This window comes from Bradyrhizobium sp. USDA 4532 (genome assembly GCF_024171315.1).
Lineage (GTDB): Bacteria > Pseudomonadota > Alphaproteobacteria > Rhizobiales > Xanthobacteraceae > Bradyrhizobium > Bradyrhizobium australafricanum.
The window spans coordinates 408,584-433,031 of the sequence record NZ_JALJZN010000001.1 but is presented as its reverse complement, the minus strand read 5'-3'; the positions used below and the strand labels follow the sequence as shown (position 1 = coordinate 433,031).

At 65.1% G+C, this 24,448-nt stretch carries 21 protein-coding genes and 1 riboswitch; of the genes, 11 read left to right on the top strand and 10 right to left on the bottom strand.

Annotated elements, in window-relative coordinates; genetic code table 11:
- Window positions 1-136 precede the first annotated feature (136 nt).
- The 5 genes from ntrB to J2R76_RS01955 all read right to left on the bottom strand — a co-directional run bounded on the left by ntrB (window position 137) and on the right by J2R76_RS01955 (window position 5,369).
- Window positions 137-976, bottom strand: a complete 840-nt coding sequence (ntrB, locus tag J2R76_RS01975) for a nitrate ABC transporter permease (protein WP_253623728.1) — start codon at window positions 974-976, stop codon at window positions 137-139.
- A gap of 160 nt (window positions 977-1,136) precedes the next feature.
- The gene (locus J2R76_RS01970; protein WP_253623727.1) at window positions 1,137-2,528 is read right to left on the bottom strand and encodes a CmpA/NrtA family ABC transporter substrate-binding protein; all 1,392 of its coding nucleotides are present in this window, start codon (window positions 2,526-2,528) and stop codon (window positions 1,137-1,139) included.
- A gap of 106 nt (window positions 2,529-2,634) precedes the next feature.
- The gene (locus J2R76_RS01965) at window positions 2,635-3,513 is read right to left on the bottom strand and encodes a sulfurtransferase (protein WP_229190908.1); all 879 of its coding nucleotides are present in this window, start codon (window positions 3,511-3,513) and stop codon (window positions 2,635-2,637) included.
- 125 nt (window positions 3,514-3,638) lie between these two features.
- The gene (locus J2R76_RS01960) at window positions 3,639-4,790 is read right to left on the bottom strand and encodes an acyl-CoA dehydrogenase family protein (protein WP_057018378.1); all 1,152 of its coding nucleotides are present in this window, start codon (window positions 4,788-4,790) and stop codon (window positions 3,639-3,641) included.
- 36 nt (window positions 4,791-4,826) lie between these two features.
- Window positions 4,827-5,369, bottom strand: coding sequence for an OsmC family protein (locus tag J2R76_RS01955; RefSeq protein ID WP_225647260.1), 543 nt, complete (start codon window positions 5,367-5,369; stop codon window positions 4,827-4,829).
- Between the two features lie 267 nt (window positions 5,370-5,636).
- On the opposite strand from J2R76_RS01955, the gene J2R76_RS01950 reads away from it, so the two are divergent.
- Together J2R76_RS01950 and J2R76_RS01945 are read left to right on the top strand one after the other, a co-directional pair.
- Window positions 5,637-6,302 (top strand): TetR/AcrR family transcriptional regulator, encoded by a 666-nt coding sequence (locus J2R76_RS01950; RefSeq protein WP_141340023.1) that lies wholly within the window; start codon window positions 5,637-5,639, stop codon window positions 6,300-6,302.
- A gap of 298 nt (window positions 6,303-6,600) precedes the next feature.
- On the top strand, window positions 6,601-7,818 hold the full coding sequence (locus J2R76_RS01945) for a GGDEF domain-containing protein (protein WP_253623726.1): 1,218 nt from the start codon (window positions 6,601-6,603) through the stop codon (window positions 7,816-7,818).
- Between the two features lie 16 nt (window positions 7,819-7,834).
- On the opposite strand, the gene J2R76_RS01940 is transcribed toward J2R76_RS01945, so the two are convergent.
- Window positions 7,835-8,563, bottom strand: a complete 729-nt coding sequence (locus J2R76_RS01940; protein ID WP_076828421.1) for an SDR family oxidoreductase — start codon at window positions 8,561-8,563, stop codon at window positions 7,835-7,837.
- Window positions 8,564-8,807: 244 nt separating this feature from the next.
- Here J2R76_RS01940 and J2R76_RS01935 point away from each other — a divergent pair, with 244 nt between their 5' ends.
- Complete coding sequence (locus tag J2R76_RS01935; RefSeq protein WP_253623725.1) at window positions 8,808-10,046, top strand: ABC transporter substrate-binding protein; 1,239 nt, start codon at window positions 8,808-8,810, stop codon at window positions 10,044-10,046.
- A 99-nt stretch (window positions 10,047-10,145) separates the two neighbouring features.
- Here the strand turns inward: J2R76_RS01935 and J2R76_RS01930 are convergent, their stop codons facing one another.
- Window positions 10,146-10,589: a DUF4440 domain-containing protein gene (locus J2R76_RS01930; protein ID WP_076828419.1), complete on the bottom strand. Its 444-nt coding sequence runs from the start codon at window positions 10,587-10,589 to the stop codon at window positions 10,146-10,148.
- Between the two features lie 190 nt (window positions 10,590-10,779).
- Here J2R76_RS01930 and J2R76_RS01925 point away from each other — a divergent pair, with 190 nt between their 5' ends.
- The 3 genes from J2R76_RS01925 to J2R76_RS01915 all read left to right on the top strand — a co-directional run bounded on the left by J2R76_RS01925 (window position 10,780) and on the right by J2R76_RS01915 (window position 12,920).
- Window positions 10,780-11,472 carry a glutathione S-transferase C-terminal domain-containing protein gene (locus J2R76_RS01925; RefSeq protein WP_076828417.1) on the top strand — a complete coding sequence of 231 codons (693 nt, stop codon included), beginning with the start codon at window positions 10,780-10,782 and terminating at the stop codon, window positions 11,470-11,472.
- Between the two features lie 177 nt (window positions 11,473-11,649).
- Window positions 11,650-11,886, top strand: a complete 237-nt coding sequence (locus J2R76_RS01920; RefSeq protein ID WP_143270934.1) for a hypothetical protein — start codon at window positions 11,650-11,652, stop codon at window positions 11,884-11,886.
- A gap of 188 nt (window positions 11,887-12,074) precedes the next feature.
- Window positions 12,075-12,920: a class I SAM-dependent methyltransferase gene (locus J2R76_RS01915; RefSeq protein ID WP_141340027.1), complete on the top strand. Its 846-nt coding sequence runs from the start codon at window positions 12,075-12,077 to the stop codon at window positions 12,918-12,920.
- A 257-nt stretch (window positions 12,921-13,177) separates the two neighbouring features.
- Here J2R76_RS01915 and J2R76_RS01910 read toward each other — a convergent pair whose 3' ends face one another.
- Window positions 13,178-14,377: a TrmJ/YjtD family RNA methyltransferase gene (locus tag J2R76_RS01910; RefSeq protein WP_253623724.1), complete on the bottom strand. Its 1,200-nt coding sequence runs from the start codon at window positions 14,375-14,377 to the stop codon at window positions 13,178-13,180.
- Window positions 14,378-14,726: 349 nt separating this feature from the next.
- Between J2R76_RS01910 and J2R76_RS01905 the strand changes: the two genes are divergently transcribed.
- From J2R76_RS01905 to J2R76_RS01895, 3 genes are all read left to right on the top strand, one after another.
- Window positions 14,727-16,454, top strand: a complete 1,728-nt coding sequence (locus J2R76_RS01905; protein WP_246786817.1) for a S9 family peptidase — start codon at window positions 14,727-14,729, stop codon at window positions 16,452-16,454.
- 227 nt (window positions 16,455-16,681) lie between these two features.
- Window positions 16,682-17,896, top strand: coding sequence for an NADP-dependent isocitrate dehydrogenase (locus J2R76_RS01900; RefSeq protein ID WP_016848511.1), 1,215 nt, complete (start codon window positions 16,682-16,684; stop codon window positions 17,894-17,896).
- A 30-nt stretch (window positions 17,897-17,926) separates the two neighbouring features.
- Complete coding sequence (locus J2R76_RS01895) at window positions 17,927-18,433, top strand: DUF3455 domain-containing protein (RefSeq protein ID WP_141340029.1); 507 nt, start codon at window positions 17,927-17,929, stop codon at window positions 18,431-18,433.
- Window positions 18,434-18,525: 92 nt separating this feature from the next.
- On the opposite strand, the gene J2R76_RS01890 is transcribed toward J2R76_RS01895, so the two are convergent.
- Together J2R76_RS01890 and alaS are read right to left on the bottom strand one after the other, a co-directional pair.
- A complete protein-coding gene (locus J2R76_RS01890; protein WP_141340034.1) occupies window positions 18,526-19,776 on the bottom strand; it encodes a cyclic nucleotide-gated ion channel in 1,251 nt (416 codons plus the stop codon).
- 11 nt (window positions 19,777-19,787) lie between these two features.
- Window positions 19,788-22,475, bottom strand: coding sequence for an alanine--tRNA ligase (alaS, locus tag J2R76_RS01885; protein ID WP_253623723.1), 2,688 nt, complete (start codon window positions 22,473-22,475; stop codon window positions 19,788-19,790).
- A 202-nt stretch (window positions 22,476-22,677) separates the two neighbouring features.
- Window positions 22,678-22,766, top strand: a riboswitch (glycine riboswitch).
- A gap of 140 nt (window positions 22,767-22,906) precedes the next feature.
- On the opposite strand from alaS, the gene gcvT reads away from it, so the two are divergent.
- Together gcvT and gcvH are read left to right on the top strand one after the other, a co-directional pair.
- Window positions 22,907-24,052, top strand: a complete 1,146-nt coding sequence (gcvT, locus tag J2R76_RS01880) for a glycine cleavage system aminomethyltransferase GcvT (RefSeq protein ID WP_253623722.1) — start codon at window positions 22,907-22,909, stop codon at window positions 24,050-24,052.
- 19 nt (window positions 24,053-24,071) lie between these two features.
- Entirely contained in the window at window positions 24,072-24,437 is a 366-nt protein-coding gene (gcvH, locus tag J2R76_RS01875) for a glycine cleavage system protein GcvH (RefSeq protein WP_057018368.1), read from the top strand.
- Window positions 24,438-24,448 lie beyond the last annotated feature (11 nt).

Sequence of the window (24,448 nt, the reverse complement as noted above, 5' to 3'; positions counted from 1 at the left end):
GTTGGGAGGGGCTTCCTCCGCGAGCACGGCGGCAGATAGACTCGCGGAAACTCCCCCTCACCCGATCGCTTCGCAATCGACCTCTCCCCGCAGGCGGGGCGAGGTGAAGGGGCTGCAATGCGGCTGTCGGTCATCGCTACTCCGGAAACGTCACCATGCGCGTGAACCGCGCCAGCACCTGGTCGAGCAGCATGCCGACGAGGCCGATCAAGAGGATTGCGATGATCACATTGGTGATCGACAGGTTATTCCACTCGTTCCAGACGAAATAGCCGACGCCGGTACCGCCGACGAGCATCTCGGCGGCGACGATCACGAGCCAGGCGATCCCGATCGAGATCCGCATGCCCGTCAGGATCGTCGGCGCCGCCGCCGGCAGGATCACGGTGAAGGCGCGCCTGATGGTGCCGACCTCGAGCGTGCGCGCGACGTTGATCCACTCCTTGCGCACACCGGCGACCCCGAACGCGGTGTTGAGCAGCATCGGCCACACCGAGCAGATGAAAATGACAAAGATCGCCGAGATCGAGGAATCCTTGATCGTGTAGAGCGCGAGCGGCATCCAGGCCAGCGGCGAGATCGGCTTCAGCACCTGGATGAAGGGATCGAGCGCCCTGCTGATCAGCGGCGACATGCCGATCATGAAGCCGAGCGGGATCGCGACGACGACCGCGATCAGATAGCCGAGCCCGACGCGCCCGATCGAATAGGCGAGCTGGATGCCGAGCCCCTTGTCGTTCGGGCCATTGTCGTAGAACGGCCGCTTCAGATGCTCCCACAGCTTGGCGCCGACATCGAGCGGTCCGGGCATCGCCGACTTGCCCTGCGTCGCGGTCAGCCCCATCAGCCTGGCGTATTCGGGGCTCATGGCCGCCGTCGTGCCGCTGCTGCGGGTGGCGAGGTGCCAGGCGCCGAGGAAGGCGGCAAGCAGCGCGATCGAGACGATGGCGGCGCGAAGGCGAAGGGGCAGCATCATCGCGCCCACTCTTTCAACCCGTCGTCCCGGCGAAAGCCGGGACCCATACGCCGTGCCGTCGCGATAAGGCACGCGGGGAGACGCCGTGCCGAATCACTGGCTGTTGGGGTTATGGGTCCCGGCCTTCGCCGGGACGACATCGTGGAGAAAGCTTGCTCTCTCACGACGATTTCCTGATCTTGAAGCTCGCGAGATAATCGTCGGGCTTGGCCGGATCGAAGCTCTTGCCCATCACCGAGAACGACTTGTACGAGGTGGCGGGTGGCGCGAGGCCCATCTCGGCCATCACCTTCTTGGTATCGGTGGCGAGATAGACCTGCTCGGCGACCGCCTTGTAGTCGACGTCGCCCTTGATCTGGCCCCAGCGCTTCATCTGCGTCAGCATCCACACCGCAAAGGACTGCCAGGGGAACGGATCGAAATCGACGCGCTTCGGATCGGTTTTCACGCCACCGAGCCCGTCGGCATAGGTGCCGGTCAGCACCTGCTCCAGCACCGTCACCGGCGCGTTGATGTAGTTGGCCGGCGCAATCGCTTCCGCGATCTGCTTGCGGTTCTCGGCCTTCGCCGCGTAGCCGGTGGCATCCACGATCGCGCGGGTCAGCGCCGCGAAGGAATTCGGCGCCGTCGTGATGAACTCGCGGCTGGCGGCAAAGCTGCAGCAGGGATGGCCGTCCCAGATCTCCTTGGAGAGGATGTGCAGGAAGCCGACCCCGTCATAGATCGCGCGCTGGCAGATATTGTCGGGCGCGAGGAAACCGTCGATGTTGTCGGCGCGCAGATTGGCGACCATCTCCGGCGGCGGCACCGAGCGAAGCTGCACGTCGGTATCCGGGTCGAGCCCGTGCTCGGCGAGGTAATAGCGCAGCAGATAATTGTGCATGGAGTAGTCGAACGGAATGGCGAACTTCATGCCCTTCCAGTCCTTCGGATCGCGCCTGTCCTTGTGCTTCATGGCCAGCGTGATGCCCTGCCCGTTGATGTTCTCGATCGCAGGGACCGTGAACGGGATGGCGTTGGCGCCAAGGCCGAGCGAGATCGCGATCGGCATCGGCGCCAGCATGTGGGCGGCGTCGTATTCCTTGTTGATGGTCTTGTCGCGAATGACCGCCCAGCCGGCGGTCTTCACCACCTCGACGTTGAGGCCCTGCTTGGCATAGAAGCCGAGCGGCGCCGCCATGATGATCGGGGTCGCGCAGGTGATCGGGATGAAGCCGACCTTGAGGTCCTTCTTCTCCGGCGGTCCGGCGTCGGCGAACGCCTCTGTCGCCGTCTTCAGCGGGAAGAACTGTGACAGCGCGGCGAGCGCCGTCGCGGCGCCAACCGATTTCAGGAAAGCGCGGCGCGCGACATCCTGCGGAAACACCGCCCGCATCACCGCCGACGCGACGATGCCTTCGTAACGCTTCTGTTCGCTGAGGTCGGCGACCGGCTCGCAGCGCAACGTGCGCGCGGCCTGCTCATGCTCGGCGGCTGAGCGATGCCAGCCGCAGGCGCAACCCGATCGCGTGAGCACGCGGTCGGCGTCGAAGGGATCATCTGACATGGACATACTGCGCCCCATTGTCGCACCGAAACGCGGAGAACTCCGCGATCCGGTTCATTGATCGGCGTCCGGCCGCGTTTTGCGCCGCCGGACACCAACAAACATGCAGGTTCTATGCCGCCTTGCCGGTGACGACGGCCGCGGTCGGCAAGCCCTCATCGATCGGCAGCGACGGGTCGCGCGACCACTCGTTCCAGGAGCCGAAGTACATCCGCACGTCCTTCACGCCGGCATTCTTCAGCGCCAGGAAGGTGTTCGAGGCGCGCGCGCCCTTGAAGCAGTAGAGATAGACCGGCGTGGTCTGCGAGATGCCGACGGTGGCGCATTCCGCCAGGATCTCATCCTTCGACTTGAAGCGCGGGCCCTCGGCGGTCGGCTTCATCATGCGGTACCATTCCAGCCACACCGCGCCGGGAATGCGGCCCTTGCGCGGGCAGAAATCCTTGCCATAGGGCGAGGAGCTTTCGCCGATCCACTCGTCGACGTCGCGCACGTCGAGGATCGCAACGCCGGGCTTGCCGACCGCCGCCAGCATCGCCTTGGCGTCGATCATGATATCGCCGGCCTCCGGTACGATCGCAAAGGCGGCCTTCGCCGGCACCGCCACGTCGGTGGTCACCGGCAGGTCGGCCGCCTTCCAGGCATCGAAGCCGCCATGCAGCACCTTGATCCTGGGATAGCCCAGCATTGTCAGAAGATAGTAGCCGCGGCAGGACTGCCCGAAACCGGAATTCATCGACTGCTCGTAGATCACGGCGGTCTCCTTGCCGGAGAGACCGGCGGCACCGAACGCGTCGGCGAACTTGGTCTTCAGCTCGTGGATGCCTTCCGGCGTCGAGGTCGCGAGGAAGGTGAAGATGTCATGCACATTGACGGCACCGGGCAAATGGCCGGCCGCATAGGCATCCGGATTTCGCGTGTCGATGATGACACACGGGTCTTTCTTGACGAGCTCGGCAAGTTCGCCGGCGGTGATCAGAACGTCCGTCATGGCAGCCTCTCCTGTCTGTGGTTGCAGTTGTGGTGGTCCCGAACTTGTTTGAGCATGATCTCCGCGCAAACGCGTTCCGCGTTTGTCGCGAGGGAAAACCGGTTTCCACTTTTCCGGATCATGCTTCAGCCGTCCGCCAGCATCTTGCGCAGCTGCTTGGTGGCGGGCGTGACGATGGCGACGAAATAGGCCTCGCGCAGCCTGCGCTGGGCGCGGTGGCTCATCAGATAGCCGCGCGCGCCGCAATGGAGCATCGCGGCATGTGCGAATGCGACGCTGGCATCGCCGATCCGCAGTCGCAGTGCGACGACGCGGCGCCAATAGCTGTCATCGGCATTGTAGGGATCGCTTGCCAGCGCCATCGCCTCCTTCTCGAACTCGGCATGGAGCTCGCGGAATTGCAGCGGCTGTTGCGGCAGATAGCGGTTGACGTGTCCGAGCGGCGCGTGGACCTCGTCCATGATGTTGATGCAATCCTTCATCAGCCCAAGGCCCATGCCGGCCTGCAACAGGATGAAGCCGGCGCGGATTTTCTTGACGAACGGCGCAGCCGGCTCGGCCAGGATCAGTTCGTCCGGCACGAACACGTCGCGAAACTGGACGCCATAGGTGCCGGTGCCGTCCATCGCCAGGAACGGCTTGCAGGGCGTCAGCGTGATCGCGGGATCGGAGCAGTCGGCGAGGAACATCACGGTGCTGCCCGGCTCGCCGCTTGCGATGCCGCCCGGCTCGCCCTTGGTGCCCTCGTCCTCGCGCTCGAAGATCGTGCCGAAGTAATGGCCGGGCCCGAGGTTCGACACCCAGGGCAGCGCACCGCGGACGATGTAGCCGCCCTCTACCTTGCGGCCCTTCAGCTTCAGCCGCTCGATGCCGAAGAAGCTCTTCATCGGGTTGGAGAGCCCGGTGCCGCCGAGCGCGCGCCCGCGGGCGAAGCAGTCACCGAAGCGCGCGGCGAGCTTCATGTTGGTGGAATTGGCGACGTACCAGACCAGCGTGTTCTGGCACCACGCCATGAAGGCGGTGGCACCGCAGACCTCGCCGAGCGCGGCCATCGACTGGATGGCCCAGCGCAGGTCGGCAGGCCCCTCCTGCGGCACATGGCTGCTCCAGGCGCCGACCTTGCCGAGCCGGCGCAGGAATTCGCCGGGATAGACCGAGCCGGCGTCGACCGCGGCTGCGATCGGCGCCAGCTCCTGACGGGCAAGGCGGGCAACCTCGTCCGCAATGGTCGGTGCGGGATCTTGAGCTGCGACCCGCGACAAAGCCAGTGAACCCATGGATGATCTCCGCACCTTGAATTGCCGGTCGGGCGTTTACGCGCTGACCTCGAGATTGACGGGACGGGTGAAGGTGTTGGCGACCGGCGACCACTTCTTCACATGCGCCACCAGCGCGTCGATCTCGGCCTGCGGGACCCCCTCGCACTCCATGTCGACCTTGACGCGGACGTCGGTGAAGCCGACCGGCTTCTCGCTGACGTCGCCGGTGCCCCACACCGCGGTGATGTTGAGATCGCCCTCGAGCTCGAGCTCGAGCTTGTTGACGATCCAGCCGCGATGCACGGCGTTGGCGTGCAGGCCGACAGCGAGGCAGGAGCCAAGCGCGGCGAGCGAGGCCTCGGAGGGATTGGGCGCGGTGTCGTCGCCGAGCAGGCCCGGCGGCTCGTCGACGATGTAGGGCGCGAGGTTGCGGATGTAGTTGGCGTGGCGGAACTTGCCCTCGGCCACCGTCTTGCACTTCAAGGTCTTGATCACCTTCGGGTTGGCCTTGCCGTTGGCAATCAGCTGCTCGAGCCCGCCTCTGTCGATCGGCGCGAGGCAGCCGGTCAGTGCGGTTTTCTGGGCGACAGCGGTCATCAGTTTTCTCCCTGGGAGCGATGGAATTGGTCAGGATACCGAACGGTCTGTTTCCTGCACGAAGCGTGCCAGTCCTGCCCCAAAACAAAAGCCGAAATCCCGCAGGCGCTTAAGCGGGGCTGCCTGCGGATTGATCAGGGCGCGGCTGCTCAAACGCGGTGCATCTGCGGCGCCGCCGCGATTATTTTGAGCGCAGGACGGCGCACATGCCCGCCCCCGTGAAGATGCGGCTTGATGATTTCGGCGCGCTCCGATTTACTGCCGCGCATGGCCAAATCGCTTGCGAAGAAAAAATCTGCCGCGGCGTTCACCGCCGGCGACGATGAATCGGCGCGCGGGCGCCTGCTGAACGCCGCAACCCATCTGTTCTGCAAGAACGGCATCAACGCCACCGGCATCGATGCGATCATCGACGAGGCCGGAACCGCGAAGACGACGCTCTACAAGCTGTTCGGCTCGAAGACCAACCTCGTGCATGCGGTGCTGGAGAGCGAAGGCCGCCAGTGGCGCGAATGGTTCATCGGCGCGATCGAGGCCGGCGGCGGCGATCCGCAGACCAAGCTGTCGCGGATCTTCCCTGCCCTGAAGACCTGGTTCGCCGAGGAGCGCTTCTATGGCTGCCCCTTCATCAACGCGGTCGCCGAGCACGACAAGGACGCCAAGCAGTTCCGCAACATCGCGCTGAAGCACAAGAAGGTGGTGCTGGCGCATATCGAGAAGCTCGCCGGCGAGATGGGCGCGGCCGAGCCGGCCGTGCTTGCGCACCAGCTCGCGCTCTTGATCGACGGCGCCATCGTCGCCGCCATGGTGTCGTGCGATCCGGCTGTCGCCGACACCGCGGGCCTTGCCGCCAGCAATCTGTTCGCGCCGGCCAAGGCGAAGAAGCCGAAGCGCGCCGGCGGCGCGGCCGAACAACAGCTCCTCGCCGTGTAACGCAACGGCCGCCGCAATCCGCAGCAGTTCTGCCCTTTTCACATGTGATTGTCTGCCGACGCGGCGTCCGCGCTGTTTCAGCGCGTCCGCCACCCTGGCAAGGCCGGCATTGGCGCAGACTTCATCCTTCTCGCCGCCGGCCGAACCGATCGTCGCGACCTCCGGCGTCGGTATTTCTGCGGCGCGATCGCCCGCCGGGTTTACCTGCCGTCAATCACGCCGCGCGATCGGCGCCGGCCTTAAACGCCTGTTAGGTCCGGCCGGGTCAGTTGCGCGGTGAAAGTACGAGGCAAGAACAATGCAGTCCGAAAAAGGACGATACAGCCAGCCGCGCTGGGGCGTGATGCGCTGGCTCGCCGACGCCGGACCAGGCGTACCTGAGGACATCCGCGCGGCGCTGATCGGGGATCTCTACGGCTCGCTGCCGGTGTTTGCGGCTGGCGCGGTCAATACGGTCGCAGTCGCAGCCGTGATTGCGATCCGCGAGCCGACCGCGCTGTTCATCACCTGGGTCGTCCTCGAACTCGTCATCTGCCTCTCGCGCCTCGCCGTGCTCGTGGTTGCGCATCGCGCCGCGCGCGAGCAGCGGCCGACCCCGACCGATCTGCATCTCTTGCTTGCAGTCGCCTGGAGCGCCAGCGTCGGCTTCGGCATCCTGATCAGCCTCGCAAGCGGCGATTGGGTGGTTGCGCTGCTGGCTTCGCTATCGGCGGCAGCGATGGTCGGCGGCATCTGCTTCCGCAATTTCAGCGCCCCGCGCCTTGCCGGCACCATGATCCTGCTCAGCCTCGGCCCGATTGTTCCGGGCGCGGCCCTTGCCGGCGAGCCGCTGCTCTTCATCGTCGTCATGCAGGTGCCGCTGTATCTCACGGCGATGACGGTGGCGGCCTTCCGTCTCGACAAGATGCTGATCGCCACCATGCGCGCCGAGCGCGAGAACGGCCATCTTGCCCATCACGACACCCTGACCGGCCTGCGCAATCGCGCCGGCTTCGTCGCGGCGCTGAACACGAAGCTGGCGGCTCCCGCCGGGAATGGCAGGCCCTTTGCGCTGCTGTTCTTCGACCTCGACAATTTCAAGCCGGTCAACGACACCTATGGCCACGCCGCCGGCGACCAGGTGCTGATGCTGACCGCGGAGCGGCTGCGGCGCGCGCTGCCCGAAACCGCGGTAATCGCACGGCTCGGCGGCGACGAGTTCGTGGTGCTGGTCAGCGGCGTCACGGCGGAACAGGCGCTCACGGCCGGCCAGCGCATCATCCAGACCGTCACGATGCCCTATCAGCTCGCGGGCGGCATCTCGGCCGAGGTCGGCGTCAGCGTCGGCATCGCGGTGTCGCCTGAGCACGGCACCGAGGCCGAACAGCTGCTGGCGTCCGCCGACGCCGCGCTGTACGAGGCGAAATCCGAAGGCAAGGCGCGGTGCCGGATGGCTTCCGTCGCGACCAATGTCGCCGCACTGCGCCGCCTCACGCAGCACAGCCCGGCGCCCGCCACCGATCGCAGCGCCGCCTGAGGCGCGGCGCTCGCCGTTACAGGTCGAAATTCGTCGGCAGCATCACGACGTCGCGGATGGTCATGCCGCGCGGCCGGGTCAGCATGAACATCACGACCTCGGCGACTTCGCTGGCCTCCAGCAGGCTTCCGGCCGCCTTGGCCTCCGCAAGCTTCTCGGGCGGCCAGTCCGCCAGCAGCGCGCTGATCACGGGCCCGGGCGAGATCGAGCCGACGCGGATGCCGTGCTTGAACACCTGGCGCCGCACCGTCTGCACGAAGCAGTTGACCGCCCATTTCGACGACGCATAGACCGGCTCCCACGGCGTCGGGAAATGCGCGGCGAGCGAGCTTGTGACGATGATGTCGCCGGTCCCGCGCGCGATCATGTGCGGCAGCACGTCGTGCACGTTCTTCATCACGACGTTGACGTTCAGGTTCAGCATCCGGTCGATCGCCGCGGTGTCGGCATCGACGAGGTCGCCGCCGACATAGATGCCGGCATTGGCGTGCAGGATGTCGAGCCGGCCGGTCTTCTCGAGCACCTTGGGCAGCAAGCTCGCACACTCCCCGGGATCGAGCAGGTCGATCACCAGCGGGACCACCGCATCGCCGTGGTTGCGGGCGAGCGCTTGCAGCGCGACGGCATCGCGGTCGACCATCACCACGCGCGCCCCCGCGGCCAGCATCGCCGCGCTGCTCGCCAGTCCAATCCCCGACGCCGCCCCGGTCACGGCCGCCACCTTGCCTTCCAACACTTTCGCCATCGGTCCACCCTGCTGAGATCACCAAGACATCCGCCGCAGTATAGCAATCCGGCGCGGCATGTCGGTAACCGAGGATGGGGAACGCGGCCTCCGCGGCTGACATCGCGCGAAAATTTCAGATGGTAGCGACTGCACACAAGTCCCAAAGCACCGCTGTGGAATGCTGCGCGCCGACATGCCCGTCAGAGGCTGCCAAACGGCCAATAATGCCAAAACGGCCAACAAGAAGAAGCGGAGGACTGCAATGACAAGGAACCGTTCGCCCCGGCTATCGCGCCGTCATCTCATCAAGGGCGCCGCGGCCACGTCAGCCGCGCTGCTGCTCGGCAGGCCCGCGATCGCCAGAGGCGAGACGGAGGGCAAGACCGAGATCGTCATCGGCAACATCGACGCCTATTCGGGACCGGCCGCGGTCTATTCGTCGATCGGCCGCACCCCCGGCGGCTATTTCAAGATGATCAACGAGCAAGGCGGCATCAATGGCCGCATGATCAAGTATATCACCTATGACGATGCCTACAGCCCGGCCAAGACTGTCGAGCAGGCGCGCAAGCTGGTCGAAGGCGACGAGATCGACGTGCTGTTTGCGCCGCTCGGCGCGCCGACCAACGCGGCGATCATGAAGTACATGAACCAGAAGAAGGTCCCGCACCTCTTCATTGCCTCGGGCGCGACCAAGTTCGGCGACTACAAGAATTTCCCCTACACCATGGGTTTCCAGCCCTGCTACCAGATCGAGGGCCGCACCTTCGCGCAGCATGTGCTGTCGACACAGAACGATCCCAAAATCGGCATCGTCTACCAGAACGACGATTTCGGCCGCGACGTGCTGAAGGGCTTCAAGGACGGACTTGGCGCCAGGACGTCCGCAATCGTGGCGGAGCTGTCCTATGAGACCGCCGACCCGACCATCGACAGCCAGGTGGTCCGCTGCAAATCCGCCGGCGCCAACGTGTTCATGAGCATGACCACACCAAAATTCGCCGCCCAAGGCATCAAGAAGATCGCCGAGCTCGGCTGGCAGCCGGCGCACTACATCGGCAACAACGCCTCCTCCGCCGGCTCGACGCTGAAGGCCGCGGGCTTCGACGTCTCTAAGGGAATCATTTCGAGCGCCTACCTGAAGGATCCCGTCGACGCCGCCTGGGACAGCGATCCCGCCATCCAGAAATGGCGCGCGTTCCTCGACAAATATGATCCGGCCGCCGCCAAGAACGACATCTACGCGGTCACCGGCTATCTCACCAGCCAGATCCTGGTCCAGGTGCTCAAGCAGTGCGGCGACGACGTCTCGTCCGAAAGCATCATCAAGCAGGCGGCCAACCTGAAGGATTTCGAATCCGACATGCTGCTGCCCGGCATCCGGATCAACACCTCGCCATCAGACTATTATCCGCTCGAGCAGCTGCAACTGGTGCGTTTCAGCGGCGAGCGCTACGAGCCGATGGGACCGGTGATCGACGGCGGGATCTCGAAGGCGTGATCGTCCCGGGCGTGCACCGCTGGCGCGAACTGCGCCGGTAGACTTCATCGAAGGCGCGCGCCGAAGCGCGCGGCGGTATCGTCCGTCCGGATGCCCCTGCTACTTCGGCGGCGGCTTGGGCATCGCCGACAGCAAGCGAATTTTGAGCTTGCCTCCCTCGGTCACGTAAGTTGCTGTCCAGATGCCCCCTGTCTCGATAGGCGCCCCGCTTTGGTTCTTGCCCGAGAGACGATACCCGCCGATGGCGAGCGCCATGTCCGAGCCCAATGGCCATGCCTGGTCCACCGTTATTTCCTCATGGTCGAACCCGGCCTTGAAGGCGCCTTGATAAAACTCCGCAATGTCGGAGCGCGGCCCCGCGGGATTGACGTGGATGCCACCGGCCGCGAACAGCGCGGCAATTCCCGCACCATCCTGCTTGTTGAAACTCGCCGCATATTCGGAAGCAATCGCTTCGGCCTTCTGCTTTGGATCACCGTCGGCGGCCATTGCAGACAGCGAAAAGGCAGTCACGAACAGGCATGAGAAGTACGTCCGCAGCATCGCAATTCCTCCCTGAAAAATGTCCGTAAAAATCGCCCGACCCGGGACGAGGACGACAATAAGACATCAACTACGGATTGTAGGCAATCGTTTCAGGCGTTGCGGCGCAACAGGCGGGCCTGCCTGCCCGACGTATCCAGCCGACGGATTCTGAGGTAGCGTGTAGCGACCTCGAACGTGGCGAGCCATCATGCTCACGCTCTATTCCTATCCGCCGTTGTTCGGCGTTGCCGACAACAATGGCTATGGTCTGAAGGTATTCGCTTTTCTGAAGCTCGCCGGCGTACCGTTCCGGCACGAACATATTTTCGATGCATCGAAGGCACCGCGCAAGCAATTGCCCTATGTCGTCGACGGCGACGACACTGTCGGCGACAGCGAGACCATCCTCGCCTATGTCACCGGAAAATATGACGTGACGCTGGATACCGCGCTGACGCCGGCGCAGCGCACGACCAACCTCCTCGTCACGCGGACGCTCGACGATCTCTACTGGGTGATGTCCTATTCGCGCTGGCAGGACGCGCGCAATTGGCCCCAATTCCGCGACGCGCTCAAGCGCGAGCATCCAGCCCTCACCGACGACGGCTTGATGAAGGCCAAGGAGTTCAACGCGCAGCGCTATTATTACCAGGGCATCGGCCGCTTCGAGCCCGACGCCGCGATGGCCCGCGGGCTCGCCGATCTCGCTGCACTGGCGAGCCTGATCCCGAGCCGTGGCTATGTGCATGGCGACAAACCGACGACCGTCGATGCCGGCATCTATGGCTTCGTGGCCAACATCTACTTCTACGACATCGAGACGCCGTTGAAGCAATTCGTGGTCTCGCACGATGCCCTGGTACAACATTGCCGCGCCATCCACGCGGCAGTGAGCAAGTGAGCCCGGGCCAACTCAACCTCTAACTCGCAATAGTGACGTTCGCGGCCGTGAGCGAACAGGCCGTCGCTCAGTCCCCCCAGGTGGAAATATCTGCGCTGGCGTGTCGCAGTTGGCCTCTCACAAATGGATCGATTTCAGGGATAGTATCCCGTCACTGCGCTAACTGCGGAGCCGGTCATGGCTTCAAAACTGTCTTCGGGCATTATCGCGTTAGTCCTCGTTGGAGCAGCAGTGCTTTTGGTTGCAGGTCCGCCACCTGCATGGGGCCTGCTGTTGCTCGGCGCCTTCGCACTGGCGGCGCTCTATATTTTTGCGAGAATGAGGTCGCGCTACGATCCGCTCGATTCACGCTTCGGTAGCTGCATCCCTCCGATTTCCAAGCCGAGGGGCGGCGGCAATGAATCCACCACCTGAGCGCCGTCCAGCATCGATCGGATGCGGATCGCGCGAAGACGTCCTGATGGCCTAGAACCGAGATGCAAAGCACGTCGGCTGCAATTCGCTAATGCCCGGTACGGAGATTTCAGCTTCGCGTTCGATCCGGAATTTTGTGCAGTTTGTTTCAGACGACACTCCATTTTCAGCACCAGGAGATTGATCAAATGCAGACGCCCACGCCAAACCCCCGAGGAGCAGAGTTCTGGAACAGCACCATGGGGCACTCATGGGTTTCGCAGCAAGCCGTGATCAGCGAAGTCTTCACGTCGGTCACCAACGTCAGCCTGGGTGCCGCGGCGGCAAAGCCGGGTGAGCGTGTCATCGATATCGGATGCGGCACCGGTGACACAGTGTTGGCGTTCGCCAAGGCTGTTGGTCCGTCGGGTGCTGTGCTGGGTGTCGATATCTCGGTCCCGATGCTGGATCTGGCCAAGCATCGTGTCGCCGAGGCGGGATTTGGCAACGTGACCTGTGCGCTGGCCGACGCAACGATCTACGGCTTCGAACCGCGCTGGGCGGATCTGGTGTATTCGCGTTTTGGCCTGATGTTCTTCGATGACCCGGTCAGGGCCTTCACCAACATCCGTAGCGGCATGAAAGCGGGCGGGCGGCTGGTGTTCGTCTGTTTTCGCACCATGCCGGAGTCGCCGTGGTTTCGCGTACCCATCGAGGCGGCCCGACCGCACGTGCCGCCACAGCCGCCGCTCGATCCATTGGCGCCCGGGATGTTTTCGTTCGCGCGCGAGGATCGCGTTCGCGGCATCCTGACCGAGGCCGGGTTTCACGAGATTGCGCTCAAGGCCACCGACGTGCCGATCCATGGCGGCGACATCACGCAAAGCATGGCCTTCATCACGCAGGCCGGCCCGCTGCCTGCGCTGCTCGAGAATGCCACGGACGATCAACGTCATCGCGCCATGGAAGCGGTACGCAACGCGCTCGCCGCAAGCCTCGGAGCGGATGGGCGCGACCTGCATGTGGGTCTGTGGCTCGTGTCGGCACGAGCCTAGCGAGATGCTGCCTTCGGGATTGTGACGGCAGAAATCGTGCCATCTGCGGCGCACCAACACGGTGTCGTCCTGGCGAAAGCCAGGCGAAAGCCAGGACCCATTACCCCAAATCTCAATTGTTGCGCGACGCTGCGGCCTCGATCCCTTTCACAATCCAATGCGGTGGTTATGGGTCTTGGCTTTCGCCAGGACGACGTGTGGAAAGAGACGCTTACTCGAATCCCGATCTTGCTCCGCGGACAGAGCAATTGCGTAAGCTACCGCTCCTGCCGCAGCCCCGCCTCCAGCCGGGCGAGCTCGGCGTCGAGGTCGCGCTCGACATCGGCCACCCGCATGTCGACCACCCGATAGTCGCGCGCTTCGAGCCAGGCTCTGCGCTTGGCGCGGTCGGCCCCGATGGCCTCGCTCTCGTTCGGGTTGACCAGCTCGATCGCAAGCCGGTGCACGAAGGAGACAAAGTCGGGGATGTGGCGGCCGACCGGGGTCTGGCGCTTGAACTGGCCGGCGAAGCGGCGGTCCCGCGTCAGCGCCTGCCACAGGATCCGTTCGGCGTCGGTCGGGTTGCGGCGAAGCAGCCGGGCGAGGCCGCGCACCGTGCTGCTACTGTCAGCGGTCGCGCCGCCCTGCCCCTGCTCGGCGAGCAGCGCCCGCAAGCGCGTCGCCTGGGCGCCGTCGAGCACCCCGCCCTTGGCCGGGCCCTTGCGGCCCTCGGCGATCGCCATCACCACGCCGTGCAGCGTGTGCATGTCCTGCTTGGTCGGATCCATCCGGGTGAAGATGTTGCGCAGGTTCACCAGCATGGTGTCGCGCTTCTCCGCCGGCCGCAGGAACTCGACCTTATCGAGCTCGGCGACGAGGTTGTCGAAGAACGCCTGCATCTGGTGCTGGGAGGCCGGCTCGGACCGCTCGGGCATCGCGAACGGCAGCGCACCCGCGGTCGAGAGCTTGAACCACTCGTAGCCCATCAACAGCACCGCCTGCGCCAGATTGAGCGAGGCGAAGCCCGGATTGACCGGGAAGGTGATGATGCGGTTGGCGAGCGCGACCTCCTCATTGGTCAGGCCGGCGCGCTCGCGCCCGAACAGGATGCCGGCGCCGCCGCCGGATGCGACATGACCGACGATCTCACCCGCCGCGCCCTCCGGCCCGACCACCGGCTTGGCCTGGTCGTGGGCCCGGGCGGTGGTCGCAAACACCAGCGTGAGATCGGCGATCGCCTGCTCGACGGTGTCGAACAGCTCGACGGAACCGATGATGTGGTCGGCGCCTGCGGCCGCGCGCTGGGCGGCAATGTTCGGCCAGCCGTCGCGCGGGTTGACGATGCGCATCCTCGACAGCGCGAAGTTGCCCATCGCGCGCGCGGCCATGCCGATGTTCTCGCCAAGCTGCGGCTCGACCAGGATGACGACGGGACCGGCAAGGTCGTGCCCTGCCTTGGTCTTGTCGGTGCCGGACATCTCACTTCACTTTCTGATTCAACATCTGAAGATTTTGAATCAGCTTCCGAAGCGGCTGATTCAAAGTCTCATACTGGTCCCCGCAACCAGCTTTGCACCGGTTTTGTGCGGGACCAATTTCTCCAAGCAGATAACAGGGTTAGCGGCGATTGCGAATCCTGAATCGGAATCCCGATCGCACAGAACGAGGCCCGCCGCTTGTGCGCGCTTGGCCTTCGGATAGGCTATCAACCACAACCAAAGCGAAGCTGTAAAGGCACGCTTGAGACGCCGGTTGAACGGCGAGGCACTTTGGACCGAAGCACTTTAGGTCGAAGCACTTGGGTCAAAGCACATTGGGGGGACGACGATGCGGGGCAGATGGACGCTGGCGATTGTGGGCCTGATCTTGATCGTGGCGGGGGGCCTGCTCGCCCACCTCACGCAGACCGCAGGCGGCATCCGGATCGAGGATGTCAGGTTCAAGGGCGCCAAGGGCAACACCATGAGTGCCCTGCTCTATGTCCCGCCGAACGCGACCGCGCAGATTCCGGCGCCCGGCATCCTCGCCGTTCACGGCTACATCAATTCTCGCGAGACCCAGGACGGCTTCGCCATCGAGTTCGCCCGCCGTGGCTATGTCGTGCTGGCGCTCGACCAGACCGGCCATGGCTACAGCGACCCGCCCTCCTTCGCCAACGGTTTTGGCGGACCTGACGGCCTTGCCTATCTCCGCAGCCTCCAATTCGTCGACAAGGAGAATATCGGGCTCGAGGGCCATTCGATGGGCGGCTGGACCGTGCTGGCGGCCGCCGCAGCTCAGCCCAACGACTACAAGTCGATGGTGCTGGAGGGCTCGTCCACCGGCAAGCCGTTCGCGGCCGAGGGCACCACGTCGTGGCCGCGCAACACCGCGCTGGTGTTCGCCCAGTATGAGGAATTCCCCGACCTGATGTGGGGCGTCCAGCTGGCCCGCGACGTCACCACGAGCCCAAAGCTCTGGGCGCTGTTCGGCACCCAAGGCGCGGTCGAGCCGGGCAAGGTCTATGGCGATCCAGCCAACGGCACCGCGCGGGCGCTGTACACCCCGGCGATGACCCATCCGGCGGAGCACATCTCGCATGAAACGATCGGCTACAGCCTGGACTGGTTCGCCAAGACGTTGAAGGGCGGCACCCCGCGCCCGGTCGACGATCAGATCTGGTTCCGCAAGGAGATCGGCACGCTCATCGCCCTCATCGGTTTCATTGCCCTTGTCATCGGGACGTTCGACGGGCTGCTGGAAGCCAAGACGTTCTCCCGCCTCCGGCTGCCGGCGGTTGCCGACGGCACCATGCCGCCGCATGAGGCTGCCAAGGGCCGGCGCTGGACCACGGCGTTCATCCTGTCCGCCTTCATCCCGGCGCTGACCTATTATCCGGCCTTCGCGCTGGGCGGCACCTTCGTGGCCCCCAGCGCATTCCTGCCGCAGGGCATCACCAACCAGATCCTGGTCTGGGCCATTATCAACGGCCTGATCACGCTGGCGCTGATGCCCTTCGCCCCAAGGCGCACCACCCGGGCCGGCCTCGTCGGTCAATCCATCGTGATCGCGCTGGCTTCGGTCGCGGTCGGCTACGCCGCGCTGTGGCTTGCCGACCTCGCCTTCAAGATCGACTTCCGCTTCTGGATCGTCGCACTCAAGTTGATGAGCGCGAAGCAATTCCTCATCTTCCTGATCTATCTGATTCCGTTCACGGCGTTTTTCGTCGTGGCGCTGCACGTGCTGCACCGGAATTTCTCGACCATGGATGCGCCGCGCGGGGCGCTGTACCTGACCAACATCCTGGTGCTGACGTTCGGTTTCATCGTGTTGCTGGTGCTGCAATACGGCACGCTGTGGCTGACGGGGAAGCTGTTCAACCCGGTCCCGGACCCCGGTTTCGTGCCGCTCTCGACCATCGTCGCGATCCAGTTCGTGCCCCTGCTCGCGATCGTCGCCGTGATCGCGACCTTCACCTGGCGGCGGACCGGATCGAGCCTGCCGGGGGCCCTGATCGCGGGCCTGTTCGTGACCTGGTACATCGTGGCCGGGACCGCGACGCAGGCGGCGTTTTAGAGGGTTTTCAAGCGAAGCGGGCACCGGTTCGCGTGAAGAAAACCCGTCAAGAACAAGGGCCGAGAGGCGCTATTCTGGTCCGTCCAGAGTGGCGGTTCTCGGTGAAAAGATGGGCTGAAAGTGCATAACCCCTCCGCTTCCGCCCGCCCCCGGGCGGTGCTATAGCGCAGGCGTATTTTCCACCCCCGCCGTCAAAAGCGCGCCGTTCCCAAGAGGGCCTCCCCGTCATGGCAAAAATCAAGGTATCCAACCCCGTCGTCGAACTCGATGGCGACGAGATGACCCGGATCATCTGGCAGTACATCAAGGACAAGCTGATCAACCCGTTCCTGGATGTCGAACTGCTCTATTTCGATCTGGGCATGGAATACCGCGATGAGACCAACGACCAGGTGACCATCGACGCCGCCGAAGCCATCAAGAAGGTCGGCGTCGGCGTCAAATGCGCCACCATCACCCCCGACGAGGCCCGGGTGAAGGAGTTCGGCCTGAAGCAGATGTGGAAGTCGCCGAACGGCACCATCCGCAACATCCTCGGCGGCTGCATCTTCCGCGAGCCGATCATCTGCAAGAACGTGCCGCGCCTGGTTCCCGGCTGGACCAAGCCGATCATCATCGGCCGCCATGCCTATGGCGACCAGTACCGCGCCACCGACATCAAGTTCCCCGGCAAGGGCACGCTGTCGCTGAAGTTCGTCGGCGAGGACGGCACCGTGATCGAGAAGGAAGTGTTCAAGGCGCCCGGCGCCGGCGTCGCGATGGAGATGTACAATCTCGACGACTCCATCACCGATTTCGCCCGCGCCTCGTTCAATTACGGCCTGATGCGCAACTACCCGGTCTATCTGTCGACCAAGAACACGATTCTGAAGGTCTATGACGGCCGCTTCAAGGACATCTTCCAGGACGTCTTCGACCGCGAGTTCAAGAAGGAATTCGACGCCAAGGGCCTGACCTACGAGCACCGCCTGATCGACGACATGGTGGCCTCGGCGCTAAAATGGTCCGGCGGCTATGTCTGGGCCTGCAAGAACTATGACGGCGACGTGCAGTCCGACACCGTGGCCCAGGGCTACGGCTCGCTCGGCCTGATGACCTCGGTGCTGCTCACCCCGGACGGCAAGACCGTGGAAGCCGAGGCCGCGCACGGTACCGTGACCCGCCACTACCGCGAGCACCAGAAGGGCAAGGAGACCTCGACCAACTCGATCGCGTCGATCTTCGCCTGGACCCGTGGCCTCGCCCATCGCGCCAAGCTCGACAACAACGAGGCGCTGGCAAAGTTCGCCACCACCCTGGAGAAGGTCTGCGTCGCGACCGTCGAAGAGGGCTACATGACCAAGGACCTCGCGCTCCTGGTCGGCGCCGACCAGCGCTGGCTCTCGACCACCGGATTCCTCGACAAGGTATCCGACAACCTCGTGAAGGCGATCGCGGCCTGAGGCCGTCATCCTGGGAAGACAGGTGCGAGCATGACCGTGGCCCTTGTCAGAGCCGTCGTGCTCGCATCGTTCTCGCTCACCACGTCGGCGGCATTCGCTGCCGATCCCCTGCCCGACGCCGTCGCGGCGCCTGGCGAGTCCAAGATCCTCACCGTCCATGCCGAGGGCGTGCAGGTCTATGAGTGCAAGCCGGTCACCGACGGCAAGCTCGCCTGGTCGTTCCGCGAACCGATCGCCACCCTGATCGCCGACGGCCGCACGGTCGGCCGGCATTATGCGGGTCCGAACTGGGAGCATGTCGACGGCAGCGTCGTGACCGCCCGCACCGCCGGCAGCACACCCGGCGCCACCGCCGCCGATATTCCCTGGCTGAAGCTCGAGGTGATCGCCCATCGCGGCAACGGCCTCTTCTCCGGCGTCGCAACCGTGCAGCGGATCAACACCTCGGGCGGCGAGCTCAGCGGCGCTTGCGACAAATCAGGCGCGCTGAAGGGAGCGGCCTACTCGGCGGATTACGTGTTCCTGCGACGGGACTAAGCGTTTTCGAGCGAAGTGGATACCGGTTCGCGTGCAGAAAACGCGCCAAACGAAGAATCGAGGCCTCGTTCCGATTCAATCGGAATGAGGTTCTAGTCGCGGATGCCGCCGTCGATTTCGCGCGGCGCCTGGGCGATCTCTGCGGCGGCAAGGTCGCCGCCGGCCGCGATCGGGTCGGCAAGCCGCGCCTCGGCGGTCTCCCGGACATGCGCGGCGAGCGCCGGCATGCGCTCGATCAGGGCATGGAAGTCCTGCGCATCGAGCACCAGGAGCTTGGTCTTGCGCGCCGCCGTCACCGTGCCGGAGCGGCTGGTCCGCCGCAGCAGCGCGATCTCGCCGAAGAACGCGCCGTCGGAAAGCCGCACAAGCTGGCTCGGCAGGTCGATCTCGACCTCGCCCGCGGTGATGAAATACATCGATGACGCCGCATCGCCGCGCCGCACCAAGACCTCGCCGGCCTCGATGGTCTGCGACCGCAGCAAGCGCATGATGTCGGAAATATCGGCAGCGCCAAGATGTGAGAACAGCGGCACCCGCGCCAGCATGCCCCAGGTCACGACGAAGTCGCGGCGCCGGACCTCGTCGGCGAACGCGGTCGAGATGATCGCGACCGGCAGCGCGATCATCGCGAAGCCGACCACGATCGCGACCACCGTGACGGTCCGGCCGAGCGGCGTAATCGGGACGACGTCGCCGTAACCGACGGTGCCGAGCGTCACGATCGCCCACCACATCGCCTGCGGCATGGTGCCGAACTTGTCCGGCTGCACCCTGTGCTCGATGGCATAGAGCAGCGAGGCAAACAGCAGCACGGCGCCGGTCAGGATCACCACGCAGCCGAACAGCGTGCGCCGCTCGGCATGTAGCGCCGCCAGCAGCGAGCGCATCGCGGTCGAATAGCGCACCAGCTTGAGGAACGGCAGCATGCCGAACAGCACCAGCGCGGTCTTGTCGCCGGTCGCAAGCGCGACGGCCGACGGCAGGAAGGCCAGCAGGTCGATCACGCCGAGCGCCGAGAAGGCGTATTCCAGCCGCGCCCGCGCCGGCGTCATGTCGCGCAGCGAGTGGCCGACCACGCTCCAGAGCCGCGCGGCATATTCCAGCGCGAAGGCGATGACCGCCGCGATCTCGATGGTCGTCAGCAGCCAGCCGAACTGCGCGTCGATCTCGGGCACGGAGGCCAGGATCGCCGCCAGCACATCGACGGCGATGATGGCGACGATGACCCGGGCAAAGCGCAAGCCGCCCGAATGCGGCAGATCATCGCGTTCGAGCAGCTCGTAGAGACGGTCGCGCAGCCCGGGATCGCCGATCGTGGGCTTAAGCGGAGCCGTCGCCACGATCAGCCTCTCCGTCAGGCGCCAGCCGATGCCTGTTGGGTCATGGCCTGTTCGATCGCCGACAGCGCGGCGTCGGCCTTGGCGCCGTCGGGCCCGCCGGCCTGCGCCATGTCGGGCCGGCCGCCGCCGCCCTTGCCGCCGAGCACCTCGGAGCCCTTGCGCACGAGCTCGACCGCGTTGAACCGCGCGGTCAGATCGGCGGTGACGCCGACCACGATGCCGGCCTTGCCGTCCTCGGTGACGCCAACGATCGCGACCACGCCCGAGCCGATCTGCTTCTTGCCGTCGTCGACGAGACTCTTGAGATCCTTGGTCTCGACGCCCTCGACCGCGCGCGCCAGCAGCTTGACATTGCCGACCTCGCGAACGGCTGAGGCGGCGCCGTTCGACGCACCGCCGCCGCCCATCGCGAGCTTCTTGCGGGCGTCGGACAAATCGCGCTCGAGCTTCTTGCGCTCTTCCATCAGAGCTGTGATGCGCGCCGGCACGTCGTCGATCGTGGTGCGCAGCTCCAGCGCCGCGGTCTTGGCCAGCGCGATGGTGTCGTTGGCGTGCTTGCGCGCATGATGCCCGGTCAGCGCCTCGATACGGCGCACGCCGGACGCGACCGCGCCCTCGCTGGTCACGGAAATCATGCCGATGTCACCGGTGCGGCGGACATGGGTGCCGCCGCAGAGCTCGACCGACCAGCCAAGCGCGTTCTGGCCGTGATCGCGGGCGCCCTTGCCCATCGACACGACGCGAACCTCGTCGCCGTATTTCTCGCCGAACAGCGCGCGGGCGCCGGCCTCGCGGGCATCGTCGACGCCCATGACCCGGGTCGTGACCTCGTCATTCTCCAGCACGACATCGTTGGCGATGTCCTCGATCCGGGCGAGCTCTTCCGGCGTGATCTGCTTCGGATGCACGAAGTCGAAGCGCAGCCGGTCCGGCGTCACCAGCGAGCCGCGCTGCGCGATGTGATCGCCGAGCACCTGGCGGAGCGCCTCGTGCAACAGATGCGTCGCCGAATGGTTGGCGCGGATCGACGAGCGCCTGGTGTGGTCGACCTCGAGCTGTAATGCGGTGCCGACACCGAGCGTGCCCTGCTCCACCGTGCCGAGATGCACAAAGAGATCGCCGGCCTTCTTCTGCGTGTCGGTGACGCGGAACTTAACGCCCTCCCCGGTCAGCACGCCGGTGTCGCCGACCTGGCCGCCGGACTCGCCGTAGAACGGCGTCTGGTTCAAGACGATCGCGCCGCTCTCGCCGGCCTTGAGGCTCGCGACTTCGGCGCCGTCCTTGATCAGCGCCGTCACCGCGCCTTCCGCGCTCTCGGTCTCGTAGCCCAGAAACTCGGTCGCGCCGAGCTTCTCGCGCAGCGGGAACCAGATCGCTTCGCTCGCCGCCTCGCCGGAGCCCGCCCAAGACGCACGCGCCTTGATGCGCTGGCGCTCCATCGCGTCGGTGAACGCCGCCTGGTCGACGCTGATACCGCGCGACTTCAACGCGTCCTGGGTCAGGTCCAGCGGGAAACCAAAGGTGTCGTACAGGGTGAAGGCGGTGTCGCCGTCGAACATGTCGCCCTTCTTGAGGCCGGCGCTCTTCTCGTCGAGCAGCGACAATCCGCGCACCAGGGTCTTGCGGAACCGCGTCTCTTCCAGCCGCAGCGTCTCCTCGATCAGCTTCTCAGCGCGCACTAAGTCCGGATAAGCCTGGCCCATCTCGCGGACCAGCGCCCAGACCAGCCGATGCATCAGCGGCTCGCTCGCGCCGAGCAGCTGCGCATGGCGCATCGCGCGGCGCATGATCCGGCGCAGCACATAGCCGCGGCCCTCGTTCGACGGCAGCACGCCATCGGCGATCAGGAAAGCCGACGAACGCAGATGGTCCGCGATCACCCGGTACGACGCCACGTTCCGCGCGTTCGGCCCATGGCCGAGCGCCGACGATGCCGCATCGATCAGGTTGCGGAACAGGTCGCTCTCGAACACGCTTTCGACGCCCTGCAAGATCGACGCCATGCGCTCCAGGCCCATGCCGGTATCGATCGAGGGACGCGGCAGCGCCACGCGCTCCTCCTTCGTCACCTGCTCGTACTGCATGAACACCAGGTTCCAGAACTCCAGGAAGCGGTCGCCGTCCTCCTCAGGCGTGCCCGGCGGACCGCCCCAGATGTGCTCGCCGCGATCGATGAAGATTTCGGAGCACGGCCCGCACGGGCCGGTATCGCCCATCGCCCAGAAATTGTCCGAGGTCGCGATCCGTATGATGCGGTCATCCGAGAAGCCGGCGATCTTCTTCCAGTGGCCCGCCGCCTCGTCGTCGTCGTGGTAGACGGTGACGAGCAGCTTGTCCTTCTTCAGCCCGAACTCCTTCGTGATCAGGTTCCAGGCCAGCTCGATCGCGCGCTCCTTGAAGTAATCGCCGAACGAGAAGTTGCCGAGCATCTCGAAGAAGGTGAGATGGCGCGCGGTGTAGCCGACATTGTCGAGGTCGTTGTGCTTGCCGCCGGCGCGCACGCATTTCTGCGCCGTGGTGGCACGCTGATAGGGACGCTTCTCGATCCCGGTGAAGACGTTCTTGAACTGCACCATGCCGGCATTGTTGAACATCAAGGTCGGGTCGTTGCGCGGCACCAGCGGCGACGAGGCCACGATCTCGTGCCCGTTCGCCTTGAAGTAGTTCAGAAATGTCGACCTGATGTCGTTGACGCTGCTCATGTTCATCCAATCGGAAAAAGTGGCCGGCCAGCCGCAAAAAGGCGTCATTTTCCGGCCGAACGCTTTTAGACATTGCCAGCTGCGGTGTCCAGAAACTGTGCAGGCGGATCATGGGCTTGCCGCGGCAGCACAAAGCCCATTGGATAGTTGCTGCAGCTGCGTTGACAGTCTTGGTGGCGCCGTGTTTTCTACCTACCTATACCTAGTCACGTCGGGAGAGACCGGCCTTACCGCCGGCGCCGAAGGAGCAACCGCCCCGGAAACTCTCAGGCAAAAGGACCGCGTGACGTCTGACATCTGGAAAGAGACGCTGGGGTTCGCCCCGATGCGTCCGCCGACGGGATAATACTCTCAGGCACAGCGACAGATGGGGCTTTCTGCAGGTTTCTCAAGGGGAAATAGGTCCCCGGCGGGAACCGCGAGGCCCTGTGATGCTTGCGCGCGAAACCTCCCCGCTGAAACAGACCCCGCTGCACGCGCTGCACCTTGCGCGAGGCGCCAAGATGGTGCCGTTCGCCGGCTATGACATGCCGGTGCAATACGCGGCTGGCGTGCTGAAGGAGCACCTGCACACCCGCAAGGAAGCCGGCCTGTTCGATGTGTCGCACATGGGCCAGCTCGTGCTGAAGGCCAAATCCGGCAAGGTCGCGGATGCCGCGCTCGCACTGGAAAAACTGGTGCCGCAGGACATCGTCGGCATCGCGCCGGGACGGCAGCGCTACGCGCAATTCACCAACAATGACGGTGGCCTGCTCGACGACCTGATGGTGGCGAATTTCGGCGATCACCTGTTCCTGGTGGTCAACGCCGCTTGCAAGGCCGAGGACGAGGCGCATCTGCGCGCGAATCTCTCCGACGCCTGCGAGATCATCTCGCTGGCCGACCGCGCGCTGATCGCGCTGCAGGGCCCTAAAGCCGAATCGGCGCTGGCGAAACTTTGTGCAGATGTCGGTTCGATGAAATTCATGGATGCCGGTCCGCGCCGCGTCGGCGACGTCGACTGCTTCGTCTCGCGCTCCGGCTATACCGGCGAGGACGGCTTTGAGATTTCCGTGCCCGCGGACAAGGTGGAAGCCCTGGTCACCGCGCTGCTCGACAATCCCGACGTGTTGCCGATCGGGCTCGGCGCGCGCGACAGCCTGCGGCTCGAAGCCGGGCTGTGCCTCTATGGCCATGACATCGACACCACGACGACACCGGTCGAAGGCGCGCTGGAATGGTCGGTGCAGAAGGTTCGCCGCAGCGGCGGCGCCCGCGCCGGCGGCTTCCCCGGCGCCGACAAAATTCTCGCGCAATTCGCAGATGGCGCTGCGCGCCGACGGGTCGGCCTGAAGCCTGACGGCCGCGCACCGGTGCGCGAAGGCGCCGCGCTGTTCGCCGATGCCGGCTCGACCGAGCAGATCGGCAAGGTGACCTCGGGCGGCTTCGGCCCGAGCCTCAATGCGCCGGTTGCGATGGGCTACCTGCCCACGGCCCTTTCCGCCGTCGGCACCACCGTTTTCGCCGAAGTGCGCGGCCAGCGGCTGCCGCTGAAAGTCGCCGCTACGCCCTTCGTCCCCAATACCTACAAACGCTGAACGCCAAAGGATCGACCCCATGACGACGCTGTACACGTCCGACCACGAATGGCTCCGCATCGAGGGCGACGTCGCCACGATCGGGATCACCGACTATGCGCAGTCGCAGCTCGGCGACGTCGTGTTCGTCGAACTGCCCAAGGTCGGCCGCAGCCTGAAGAAGGCCGAGGCCGCCGCTGTCGTCGAATCCGTCAAGGCCGCCTCCGACGTTTACGCGCCGATCTCCGGCGAGGTGGTCGAGGTCAACGACGCGCTCGCCGCCGAGCCCGCGCTGGTCAATTCCGACGCCGGCGGCAAGGCCTGGTTCTTCAAGCTGAAGATTGCCGACAAGGGCGAGCTCGGCGGCCTGATGGACGAGGCCGCCTACGCCGCGCACACCGCCTAAAGGATCACTCC

Bases quoted from the DNA above. Each gene is read 5' to 3' on its own strand.
- ntrB (WP_253623728.1), bottom strand. From the start codon at position 976: ATGATGCTGCCCCTTCGCCTTCGCGCCGCCATCGTCTCGATCGCGCTG.
- J2R76_RS01970 (WP_253623727.1), bottom strand. From the start codon at position 2,528: ATGTCCATGTCAGATGATCCCTTCGACGCCGACCGCGTGCTCACGCGA.
- J2R76_RS01965 (WP_229190908.1), bottom strand. From the start codon at position 3,513: ATGACGGACGTTCTGATCACCGCCGGCGAACTTGCCGAGCTCGTCAAG.
- J2R76_RS01960 (WP_057018378.1), bottom strand. From the start codon at position 4,790: ATGGGTTCACTGGCTTTGTCGCGGGTCGCAGCTCAAGATCCCGCACCG.
- J2R76_RS01955 (WP_225647260.1), bottom strand. From the start codon at position 5,369: ATGACCGCTGTCGCCCAGAAAACCGCACTGACCGGCTGCCTCGCGCCG.
- J2R76_RS01950 (WP_141340023.1), top strand. From the start codon at position 5,637: ATGGCCAAATCGCTTGCGAAGAAAAAATCTGCCGCGGCGTTCACCGCC.
- J2R76_RS01945 (WP_253623726.1), top strand. From the start codon at position 6,601: ATGCAGTCCGAAAAAGGACGATACAGCCAGCCGCGCTGGGGCGTGATG.
- J2R76_RS01940 (WP_076828421.1), bottom strand. From the start codon at position 8,563: ATGGCGAAAGTGTTGGAAGGCAAGGTGGCGGCCGTGACCGGGGCGGCG.
- J2R76_RS01935 (WP_253623725.1), top strand. From the start codon at position 8,808: ATGACAAGGAACCGTTCGCCCCGGCTATCGCGCCGTCATCTCATCAAG.
- J2R76_RS01930 (WP_076828419.1), bottom strand. From the start codon at position 10,589: ATGCTGCGGACGTACTTCTCATGCCTGTTCGTGACTGCCTTTTCGCTG.
- J2R76_RS01925 (WP_076828417.1), top strand. From the start codon at position 10,780: ATGCTCACGCTCTATTCCTATCCGCCGTTGTTCGGCGTTGCCGACAAC.
- J2R76_RS01920 (WP_143270934.1), top strand. From the start codon at position 11,650: ATGGCTTCAAAACTGTCTTCGGGCATTATCGCGTTAGTCCTCGTTGGA.
- J2R76_RS01915 (WP_141340027.1), top strand. From the start codon at position 12,075: ATGCAGACGCCCACGCCAAACCCCCGAGGAGCAGAGTTCTGGAACAGC.
- J2R76_RS01910 (WP_253623724.1), bottom strand. From the start codon at position 14,377: ATGTCCGGCACCGACAAGACCAAGGCAGGGCACGACCTTGCCGGTCCC.
- J2R76_RS01905 (WP_246786817.1), top strand. From the start codon at position 14,727: ATGCGGGGCAGATGGACGCTGGCGATTGTGGGCCTGATCTTGATCGTG.
- J2R76_RS01900 (WP_016848511.1), top strand. From the start codon at position 16,682: ATGGCAAAAATCAAGGTATCCAACCCCGTCGTCGAACTCGATGGCGAC.
- J2R76_RS01895 (WP_141340029.1), top strand. From the start codon at position 17,927: ATGACCGTGGCCCTTGTCAGAGCCGTCGTGCTCGCATCGTTCTCGCTC.
- alaS (WP_253623723.1), bottom strand. From the start codon at position 22,475: ATGAGCAGCGTCAACGACATCAGGTCGACATTTCTGAACTACTTCAAG.
- gcvT (WP_253623722.1), top strand. From the start codon at position 22,907: ATGCTTGCGCGCGAAACCTCCCCGCTGAAACAGACCCCGCTGCACGCG.
- gcvH (WP_057018368.1), top strand. From the start codon at position 24,072: ATGACGACGCTGTACACGTCCGACCACGAATGGCTCCGCATCGAGGGC.